The following is a 10249-nucleotide window of genomic DNA, read 5'->3' as shown; positions in this document are numbered from 1 at the left end:
GTTACTTTGAGCGTACTAGGAATCAGTGCCTAAAAACGCTCGAGTAAACGATATGTGGTTTATCTTGTATTTTGCTTGGCAATTCAAAATAAACTCTTTTAGATTTTCGCTCACAGGGAACACGCAGTGAACGTCTAGCCCTTCTAAGAATTGGTTATCAGCCATATCCCAAAAACTTTGCAGCGAGTTACAAACAATGGTTCTCATATCAATGTTGCTCTTTTTGCTGTTTATATCAACGACCAGAGCATCAATCGCCTGCTGATCGTTAACGGGTATAGCAATCCGTGCAGTAACCACTTCGATTCGCTCAAATGATTTGTGTCATAGGGCGGTTGAGGTGGTCATTCCAATAAAAACATTTGTTATTTTGTTAAAGCGACCAAATTCTAAACAATTTTGTTTGTGACTTAAAGTGCATACCTAATAAATCCCATATAGAAAACGATTAAATTTGCAATTATTTTTCTTTTGAAGTGAGATTCTAGTCCAAAACTTTATTTACACATTTAACGCTAAGATTTTTGAGTTACGTTGATAGTTGTATAGGCCCTGTTTTTCCATCGGTAGCTCATCAACTCCAATCTCGTAAAACCCTTGTTCACGGAACCAATGCAGGCTGTGTGTGGTTAAAACGAAAATTTGGTCGATATCACGAGACTTCGATTGATGACGCATATAATCCAGTAATATTTGCCCGCGGTTGCCATCACGATAATCAGGATGGATAGCCACACAAGCCATCTCCGCCATATGATCTTCCGGGTATGCGTAGAGGGCTGCGCAACCGATAATCAGGCCATCTTTTTCAATAATGGTAAATCGGTGGATCTCTTGCTCTAGCTGTTCTCTAGAGCGGCGTACTAAGATGCCTTGCTCTTCAAGTGGGCGAATAAGGTCAAAGATGCCGCCAATGTCGTCAATCTGAGCTTGTCTTACTTGCTCGGCACTCGCCATCACCACTTGGGTTCCAATACCATCGAAAGAGAACAGCTCTTGGATCAGGGCGCCATCCACTTTGTAGCTGATTAAGTGGCAACGAGGTACGCCTGCACGACAAGCGGAAATTGATCCTTTTAGGAAGCGCAGTGTTCCTGTACTCATGTCTTCGGCTGGATTTTGAGATTGAGTTAAGCGTTCTAGAATATGTTTAGCATCTTTAGGAAAGAGCTCGGCGAGCACATTGCCGTTTTGATCTGTTACCCCTTGCTCAGAGCAAAAGCCAATGAGCTTGTCGGCTTTTAAACAAATCGCTACTTGAGTTGCGACTTCTTCAGAGAGTAGGTTAAAGCTTTCGCCTGTAACGGAGCTCGCAATAGGGCCAAGCAACACGATAGAACCTTGGTCGAGTGTGTGATTAATCCCTTCGATATCGATTCGACGAATACGTCCGCTATGGCAATAGTCGGTACCATCATCTACACCCAGTGGCTGGGCTGTAATGAAGTTGCCACTCATCACGTTAAGTTGAGTGCCCGCCATTGGCGTGTTGTTTAAGCTCATTGAAAGGCGAGCGGTGATGGCAAGTTGAAGCTGTCCAGCAGCTTGCATAGCCACACCCAGAGCGTATTCATCGGTGACTCTAATGTTCTTATGATAGGGTGTGTGGCAATCTTGTTTCGCCAGTAGCTGGTTGATCTGTGGTCTTGCACCGTGAACGAGAACAATCTTTACTCCAAGGCTATGGAGCAGAGCGATGTCACTAATTATGTTACCAAAGTTCTTATCGGCAACGGCTTCGCCTCCCAACATTATGACCATGGTTTTGCCACGGTGTGCATTAACATAGGGGGTTGATTGTCTAAAGCCTTTTACTAGCGCTGTACTTCTTAGTTTCACAGAACAAGTCCAATTTGTTTATTTATTCGATAATTTAGCATTTAAATTCAAATTTAAACAACATCTTTTTGGAATAAAGCGCAAACAATTCTCATCTAGGCTTCATTATCTAAAGCGTCTCAGTGTAGAATGCGCACAGCATCTTCATGAGTAGTAACCGAATGCCGCAAGCTTCAGCACAAAAGAATAAAATCGATGAGATTACTAAAGGCCTCTACACTGAGGCTGAACAGCGCAATCAATCTCCATTGAAGCGCAAGATCATAGAGCGTTGCCTGATGGTGCTAGCTCTTGTCGGTTCGTTTGCTGTCGTATCGCTTTATGGTGATGTCATCACTCGTTTGCAGCAGGCTGCAACGCCAAATCATTTGCTGTATGGCACTTGGATTGAGCAAGATGTGGCTCATTATGCGACGGATGAGTTTGTGTTGAATGCCAATGGAGTGTCTGTCGCTGGATCTATTATCGCGACCAGTTTTGAATTTGACGGCAACTACTTCGAGTATAAAGCGGGAGATAAGACGTACCGCTTCCGAATGACCAATTCTGACAACACAGAAATGACGCTGGATTCAGAGAGTCATTACAATCCCGTCTTTCGTTTAAAAGGCCACACCGATAACTCCGTCCGATAGGTTATCTTCTTGTAAACTCTTACAAACTAAGATTGTGTTATCTGATCGTTTTTGTCATCCTCGATACATAGAATTTTTAGGATGACTCTTGTGATTAAAAAATGGCTTCCCCTTGTCGCTGCCTCTGTCTTATTTGGCTGTGCTCAACCTACCGATCTCGCTCAACAACATCTTGATGATGAATTTCCTCGCACCTTAAACAAGGTCGATCAGGTTGAATCCAATAAACCAAGAGACTACACCGCATTTGCTGAGCAGGCTGAAATGGTGGTGTCTAAATCTCCTTCGATGGCGAAAATCTACGAGCCGCTATACAAGCAACTTAATGAGTGGGCGATGCTAAGTGGTGACCCAAGTGAACTCGCAAACTTTGGTGTTCAAACAGCTCAACTTGGTGGTGGTGATAAGCAGGGCAATGTGCTTTTCACCGGTTATTTCTCTCCAGTAATGGAACTGCGCCATGAAGCGAATGAAGAGTACCGTTACCCGGTTTATGGCCTTCCTGAATGCGATAAAGAGTGTCCAACCCGTGAAGAGATCTACAATGGCGCATTAGAAGGTCAAGGACTTGAGCTTGGCTACGCTGCTAATCGTATCGACCCGTTTATGATGGAAGTACAAGGCAGCGGTTTCGTGCATTTTGGTGATGACGATACCTTGCAGTATTTTGCTTACGCAGGAAAAAACAACAAAGCTTACGTGAGCATTGGCCGTGTGTTGATCGAGCGAGACTTGGTTCCCCGTGAAAAGATGTCGTTGAAGGCGATCAAAGAGTGGGTGTTGGCGAATGACCCCGAAGTCGTTAAAGAGCTGTTAGAACAAAACCCATCTTTCGTTTTCTTTGAAGCAAGAGATGACCTATCGGTAATGGGCAGCGCAGGAATCCCTCTACTACCAATGGCTGCAGTCGCAGGTGATCGCTCTATCTTACCAATGGGAACGCCGATTCTTGCAGAAGTACCGCTGCTAAATGCCGATGGTACTTGGAGCGGAGCACACCAATTAAGACTGTTATTGGTTTTAGATACGGGCGGCGCGGTTAAGCAAAATCATTTGGATCTTTACCATGGTATGGGGCCACGCGCTGGTACTGAAGCGGGTCACTACAAACATTTTGGCCGAGTGTGGAAATTGGGCTTAGATGGCAGTGCGACTGAAGCACCATGGGCTTTACCGCCGGAAAAGGTCGAGTAAACGACAATAAAATAGGGCATTGAAAGCGAATCGCTAATCCCCTAGACTTTTTATTCAAGAGTGCGTATAAAACGCACTCTTTTCTTTTTCTCAGAAATAAATTGGCGGCAACAATGCGTGAATTGACCACTCCAGCTTCAGAAAACTATGACCAACGATTCGGTGGCACTCGTCGCCTGTATGGTAATAGTGAAGTCGACATACTTAGAGCGGCACATGTGTGTGTGATCGGTATTGGTGGCGTTGGTTCATGGGCGGTTGAAGCGCTTGCGCGTACTGGCGTGGGTGAGCTGACATTGATCGATATGGATGATGTGTGTGTTACGAACATCAACCGTCAGATTCACGCAATGTCGGGCACGGTGGGCAAGAGTAAAATAGAAGTGATGGCCGAGCGCGTTAAGCTGATTAATCCTGAGTGTAAAGTTAACCTGATTGACGATTTCATCGGTCCTGACAATCAGGCTGAATACCTGTCGAAAGAGTTTGATTTTGTGCTGGATGCTATCGATAGTATGAAGGCTAAGGCTTCGCTATTGGCGTATTGCCGCAGTAACAAAATCAAAGTGATCACCACTGGTGGCGCGGGTGGTCAAATCGACCCAACGCAAATCAAAGTAGCGGATCTGACTAAAACGATTCAAGATCCATTAGCGAAGAAACTGAAAGATACGCTGCGTCGTCATCATAACTTCCCTAAGAATCCTGCGCGTAAGTTTGGCATCGATTGTGTATTCTCGACTGAGCAGCTTAAATACCCACAAGCGGATGGTAGCGTATGCGCGGCGAAAGCCACAGCAGAAGGACCCAAACGTATGGATTGCGCGACCGGTTTTGGTGCTGCAACTGTAGTAACGGCGACTTTTGGCTTTGTTGCTGTTTCGCGTATTGTAGAAAAGATCATTCAAAAGCACAGTGAGTAACTCGCTACTGTATGCCTAATAAGAATTTATTGGATATTAAAATGATGTCATTCCCGAGCTCTCCATTTGGCAAAGAAATTACTAGTGATGATATTGTCGCAAAGATGCAGGCTTTCAACGGTTGGGAAGACCGTTACCGTCAAGTAATTCAATGGGGAAAGAAACTGCCAGTAATGCCTGATGAACTGAAAAGTGAGCAGGTTGTGGTATCTGGTTGTGAGAGCCAAGTGTGGTTAGTTTCGCAGAACATCGACGGTGTTTGGTACTTTTGTGCCGATTCAGACGCACGTATTGTACGCGGACTTATTGCGTTAGTAATGGCGGCATATGACGGTAAAACATCAGAGCAAGTTCAAGCGTTTGATATCGATGGTTATTTCGCAGAGATTGGCTTGATTACGCATTTGAGCCCTTCAAGAGGAAATGGACTTAAAGCGATTGTTGAGCAAATTAAGAGCCTCGCTAGCTCGTAATTGTCTCACACCTTTTCATCGTAGTGCTTGAAAGAGATTCCAGATACTTCGTTCCTCAGTTCTGAAATGACGAATTCTAACGGTGTTTCGTCATTCCCTAAAGCGACGAAGGAGCGTAATAGGGAATCTCGCCATCCCCTAAAGCATATCAACGGCTTTTTCTATCGCCGCTACGAGCTTTTCAACATCATCCATGTTGTTGTAAATACCAAATGAAATTCGAACCGTTCCTTTCACTCCAAGTGCATCCATTAATGGGTGTGCACAGTGGTGACCAGCGCGAACGGCAATACCTTGTTGGTCAAGTAACGTCGCAATATCTTGATGGTGAACGCCATCCATCACAAAAGTAATAACGCTCGAATTGGGCTTATAACCGAGTATTTGGATGTCGTCCAATTGACTGAGTGCTTGATAAGTTTTGTGTTGTAGCTGGTGGATATGATCTTCCACGTCTTGTTGTTCAAACTGATGTAACCACTCGATTGCTGAACTTAAAGCGATAGCACCTGCTACGTTTGGTGTGCCTGCTTCGAACTTACCAGGTAATTCAGAAAACGTGGTGCCAGAAAAAGAGACCCGTTCGACCATTTTGCCACCGCCATGCCATGGCGGCATCGCTTCAAGTAATTCAAGTTTGCCGTAAAGTACGCCAATCCCAGCTGGAGCATAGAGTTTGTGCCCTGAGAATACGTAGAAGTCTGCGCCCAAAGTGGCAACATCCACAGGTTCATGAACGATACCTTGTGCGCCATCGACCACAACAATGGCATCCATCTTGTGGGCTTTTTCGATCACTTGCTCAATCGGTTGGCGAGAACCCGTCACATTGGTTATCTGAGCCAGAGCAACAATCTTGGTTCGCTTCGTTAACAGTGCATCAAAAGTGGTAAGATCAAACTCACAGTCAGATGTCATCGGGATTTTGATGACCTCAGCACCGGTTTGTTCTGCCACGATTTGCCAAGGGACGATGTTGGCGTGGTGCTCCATTTCGCTCACCAGAATTTCATCGCCTGGTTGAAGGGTGCTTCTAGCGTAAGTTTGAGCGATAAGGTTGAGTGCTTCGGTGGCACCGCGAGTCCAGATAATCTCTTTCGATGAGGCAGCGCCAATAAACTGAGCGACCTTGTCTCTAGCGGCTTCAAATTGGCTGGTGGCGTGCGCGGTTAAGCTGTGACTACCACGATGAACATTGGCATTCTGCTTGGAGTAATACTGGCTAATGGCATCAATAACTACCTGAGGTTTTTGTGTGGTTGCCGCGCTATCTAAGTAAATCAGTGGTTGCTGATTGATGGTTTGTGATAGCGCAGGGAACTGCTCTCGGATGTGATTGATATCAAGCATCTATTCTTACCTAAATCTTGGAAATTGGTGCCAGCGTTATGCTGAGCGTTATCATTATTTTATCGCGACTTATTGATTGGCGCAGGCTAATATTGTTTTTTCCAGCTACTTTCTTGTTCTTTGACTTGTGTGAAGAGTGTTTGGTTAACGGGAACGTCGATTTGATGCCTATGTGCTGTCTTCAATAGAAAGCCAGTAATGAAATCTATCTCGGTCTTTCTTTGATAGAACATATCTTGTTTCATAGAGGAGTTATTCTTTGCCGTCGCTTGAATAACTTTGTTGACGTTAGTTTCTAATTCGTCGAACGAGCAACTAATGCCCTCTGCCTGCATAACTTGCGTCAGCTCTTCAAGGATCGCGATTAGAGTATTACCAAAGTGTGGTTTGGATAGGTCTCCATTCTTGATTTGCTCAAGGCCAGTTAGCGGGTTGATTGCGCAATTGATCGCGAGTTTGGTCCACAAAGCGGTATTGATTTCTGGGTTCCAGCTGACGTTAGGCAGTGCGTGATTAAGGACCTCGGTTAAGAAGGCGCATTTTTCCCCAGCTTGATTAAAAGCCCCTAACTGAGTTTTACCAAAACCTGTGTGAACCACATGATTGCGATCGGGTTTGAATGCAGCTTGAGTGGTGGTCGCTAATATAACTGGATGAGTATTTATTTGATCAGTTATAGCATCGACAGCGCCCATGCCGTTGTGCATGAACATTAGGATCGTATCGGAGTCGATATATTGAAGCAGTGGTGTGATAGCATCTTCGACTTGCCAAGCTTTTACAGTGAAGAGCACCAAATCGCTTTCTGAAAGCTTGCCTTTGTCGTTATTGCTGAAGGAAATCGAAGCTTGCTCGTCAAGAGATAGAGCAACAGAGGGGTCAGAAGAGCGACTCCATAAAGACACATTATGACCAGCTTGAAGCAGTTTTATCGCCCATAAAGCGCCAATCGCTCCGGGACCAACAATAGTGATGTTCACAGCAATACCGAGATAAGAAAGTAGTGCTGCAAGGATAGCGAGGCATTAAATGAAAGCAATAAAAAATGGCACCCGAGGGTGCCATTTAGATAACTTTCTTAGAAGTTCGATTAGAACTTGTAAGTTACTGCAACGTAGTGACCGAAACCAGATGATTTCAGCGCATCGCTATCTTTGATACCGTAAACGTCTTTGTAGCCTTTAAGACCGTAACCAACTGCGAATTGGTCTGAGTGCCAGTAGATACCGTTGTACATTGCACCGCCGTTGCTAGCTGAAGCGTACTCATCTTTCATACCGAATTGGTAATCAATGTAACCTTGGTAAGAGATGAATGAACCGTTCTCGAAGAAGTAGAATGGCTTGAACCAGTTAGCAGAGATTTGGTAGCCGTTCCAATCTTTACGGTTACCATCGTAAGTTCCGTAAAGGTTAACGCCTACTTTACCAAACCAAGGAACCATTACGTCAGAACCTAGACCGATCTTCTGATTGTTTACTGAGAATGGGTTAGTTTTGTAATCTGTACCGTCCCACTCCATAAGAGTAGCAACGTATAGCTCTTGTACTGGACCGAAAGAAAGGTCTTTACCAGTTAGGCCATCAATAGACATACGAGGAGCAAACTTCATGAAGATTTTAGGATCCCCAACTTTGTCGCTGCCTTTGTCTGAAGTTAGGTTGAATACATCAACGTAACCGTATAGATCAAAGATTCCTGAACGACCGCCAAATTCCATCTCTAGGTAGTCATGAGATGATTCGCCAGGAAGCTCATCGAAAGCACCCATTAGGTTAAATTGAAGCCACTTGTAATCGTTTTTGTGGATGTCGCCGTCAGAATAATCTGCTGCCATTACTGGAGCAGAAGTCGCTGCAAGTAGGCCAAGAGTTAAAAGTGATTTACGCATAATGGAACTCTCTATGTTTGAAATAAGTAACCCGCTAATCCGTGCGTGTTTGTGTGTCCGAATGGCGAGCATCATAGCGATTTTGTTCTCAAATAAAAGTGAGACGGAGTGAAAATTGCAATTATTAAGGTGAGATCGATCACACAAATGATCTAAATGATGGAACTTTAAGGTTGTTGTGCGTCTTGATGCACTCCTAATTCTATTGATTTTGTGAAATATGATTATTTTTTGTATTAGTTGGTGAATTGATGCTCTAAGCAAACGATTATACTAAATTGAGTGATATGCATATCAAAATCAACAGTATTCCTTTCTATGTGATTCTCTCCCTAAAAGCGGATAAATATCTCCTCATGTAAACCCACTTCCTGATCTATTTTTAATCAACTTCGTAATGGTGGTGGAATCAATTGATGAGCAACCGGTGTGACGAGCGATAACCTTCGAGCTTTTGTGACTTGTTTCGATCACCGAGAATTTTAAGACGGTTCCCTACACGAAACACAGAGAGAGTGTGTTTTAAGATTTTTACTGAGCGTATCTTTTGTGTGACGAACCGGTCTAACTTTTTGGAGAGAAGACCGATGAAATATTCACCATTATTAGCTGTCGCTGTGTCAGCTCTGTTTATTGTTGGGTGTGATGATGACGATGAGCCTACAACGCAGCTTCAAGCCGTTCATGCATCTCCCGATGCCCCGTTGGCTAACGTACTAATAGACAATCAACCACTCTGGAGTAGCGTAGACTACGCGCAGGCCTCTGGTTACTCGGCGGTCAACCAAGGCCAGACATCTGTGCAAGTCGATGTTCAACTTCCTGGAGACGCAGTAGCAACTGTTATCCCGCAAAGCCAATTCGATTTGAGTGGGGAGCTAGACTACACCGTTATGGTAGTAGGGGATGCAGATGGTTCCAACAATCCTGTCGAGGCCTTAGTTGTGACTCGACCAGCTGAGGGCACAGCAACGAGCTCAACGTTAGATGTACAAGTCGTTCACGCTGCCACGGGTGTTGGCGATGTAAACCTGTATGTGACAGGGCCAAGCGATCCATTGGGTGCTCCACTCGGCACCTTAGGTTATAAAGACTTTACCGATGTTCTTAATATCCCCGCAGGGCAATATCGAGTGAGACTGGAAACGGTCAGCGGCAATGCTATCGCATTCGATTCAGGGGAGATCACTCTACCCGCTGGTAGCGAATTAACGATTGCCGCTGTGCCGAGAGCTGATTCTAATAGCGCCTCACCTGTGAAGTTAATAGTTATGGACGGTAGTGGCTCCTCGTTAATCTACGACATGGCAGAGACGGCGGAAGTAAGAGTAGGGCATTTAGTGGATGGAGCACCGAATGTAGATGTGTACGTAAACGCGGCTAAGTTTGCACCTCTTGATGGCTTAATGTTTAAAGAAATTCGTGGCTTCTTAGACTTAGCAGCTGACAGTTATGACATTGATATTTACGAAACGGGAACAACCTCTCCAACATTTATCGATGTTGATGGGTTAGCTGTATTCGCGGGGATGGATTACAGCATTTATGCAGTGGGGACAGTGAGTCCGCTAAACTTGGAGCCTTTAGTCGTTCCCGAAAACCGTCGTCCGGTGGCAACCAGCGCGGTGCTCAACATTACGCATGCTGCGGCTAATTCAATTGCGGCGTCTGTAGATATCTACTTAACAGAAAATGTAGGCATTGTTGGAAGTACACCAGCGCTGAGTGATGTGAAGTTTAAAGATTATGCGAATGGCATCTATGTTGCAGCAGGGTCTTACTTTGTGACCATTACTGTCGCGGGCCAACCGTCGGTTGTGGCAATTGACTCTGCTCCAGCAACCTTGGCTGATGGTGTAGTTTATCAAGTTGTGGCGATAGATGATTCAGCCGGTACTGGCTTCAACCTTATCGTGAGTGACACAACAGACTAGCGCTTACGAA

The 10249-nt window shown here is 44.9% G+C and carries 10 protein-coding genes; 5 read left to right on the top strand and 5 right to left on the bottom strand.

The features are described from left to right. Nucleotides 1–15: 15 nt before the first annotated feature. Nucleotides 16–207, bottom strand: a complete 192-nt coding sequence (locus JC606_RS07805) for a hypothetical protein (RefSeq protein WP_008223046.1) — start codon at nucleotides 205–207, stop codon at nucleotides 16–18. A gap of 294 nt (nucleotides 208–501) precedes the next feature. Continuing rightward, the gene (gene argA, locus JC606_RS07800) at nucleotides 502–1839 is read right to left on the bottom strand and encodes an amino-acid N-acetyltransferase (protein ID WP_198778365.1); all 1338 of its coding nucleotides are present in this window, start codon (nucleotides 1837–1839) and stop codon (nucleotides 502–504) included. A 161-nt stretch (nucleotides 1840–2000) separates the two neighbouring features. Between argA and JC606_RS07795 the strand changes: the two genes are divergently transcribed. From JC606_RS07795 to csdE, 4 genes are all read left to right on the top strand, one after another. After that, nucleotides 2001–2474: a DUF2850 domain-containing protein gene (locus JC606_RS07795; RefSeq protein ID WP_198778374.1), complete on the top strand. Its 474-nt coding sequence runs from the start codon at nucleotides 2001–2003 to the stop codon at nucleotides 2472–2474. A gap of 81 nt (nucleotides 2475–2555) precedes the next feature. Next, complete coding sequence (mltA, locus tag JC606_RS07790) at nucleotides 2556–3668, top strand: murein transglycosylase A (protein WP_061033239.1); 1113 nt, start codon at nucleotides 2556–2558, stop codon at nucleotides 3666–3668. Nucleotides 3669–3781: 113 nt separating this feature from the next. Next, a complete protein-coding gene (gene tcdA, locus JC606_RS07785; protein ID WP_198778364.1) occupies nucleotides 3782–4591 on the top strand; it encodes a tRNA cyclic N6-threonylcarbamoyladenosine(37) synthase TcdA in 810 nt (269 codons plus the stop codon). 41 nt (nucleotides 4592–4632) lie between these two features. Next, nucleotides 4633–5064, top strand: coding sequence for a cysteine desulfurase sulfur acceptor subunit CsdE (gene csdE / locus JC606_RS07780; RefSeq protein WP_198778363.1), 432 nt, complete (start codon nucleotides 4633–4635; stop codon nucleotides 5062–5064). Nucleotides 5065–5202: 138 nt separating this feature from the next. Here csdE and csdA read toward each other — a convergent pair whose 3' ends face one another. The 3 genes from csdA to JC606_RS07765 form a co-directional block, all read right to left on the bottom strand. Next, nucleotides 5203–6414, bottom strand: coding sequence for a cysteine desulfurase CsdA (gene csdA / locus JC606_RS07775; protein ID WP_198778362.1), 1212 nt, complete (start codon nucleotides 6412–6414; stop codon nucleotides 5203–5205). A gap of 86 nt (nucleotides 6415–6500) precedes the next feature. Next, nucleotides 6501–7394 carry a 2-dehydropantoate 2-reductase gene (gene panE / locus JC606_RS07770; protein ID WP_198778361.1) on the bottom strand — a complete coding sequence of 298 codons (894 nt, stop codon included), beginning with the start codon at nucleotides 7392–7394 and terminating at the stop codon, nucleotides 6501–6503. 110 nt (nucleotides 7395–7504) lie between these two features. Further along, the gene (locus JC606_RS07765; protein WP_004737610.1) at nucleotides 7505–8305 is read right to left on the bottom strand and encodes a nucleoside-specific channel-forming Tsx family protein; all 801 of its coding nucleotides are present in this window, start codon (nucleotides 8303–8305) and stop codon (nucleotides 7505–7507) included. 587 nt (nucleotides 8306–8892) lie between these two features. On the opposite strand from JC606_RS07765, the gene JC606_RS07760 reads away from it, so the two are divergent. Further along, a complete protein-coding gene (locus tag JC606_RS07760; RefSeq protein WP_198778360.1) occupies nucleotides 8893–10239 on the top strand; it encodes a DUF4397 domain-containing protein in 1347 nt (448 codons plus the stop codon). The last annotated feature ends 10 nt before the right edge of the window (nucleotides 10240–10249 follow it).

This window comes from Vibrio sp. IB15 (genome assembly GCF_016406055.1).
Taxonomy (GTDB): domain Bacteria; phylum Pseudomonadota; class Gammaproteobacteria; order Enterobacterales; family Vibrionaceae; genus Vibrio; species Vibrio chagasii.
This window is presented reverse-complemented; position numbering and strand designations above follow the sequence as displayed.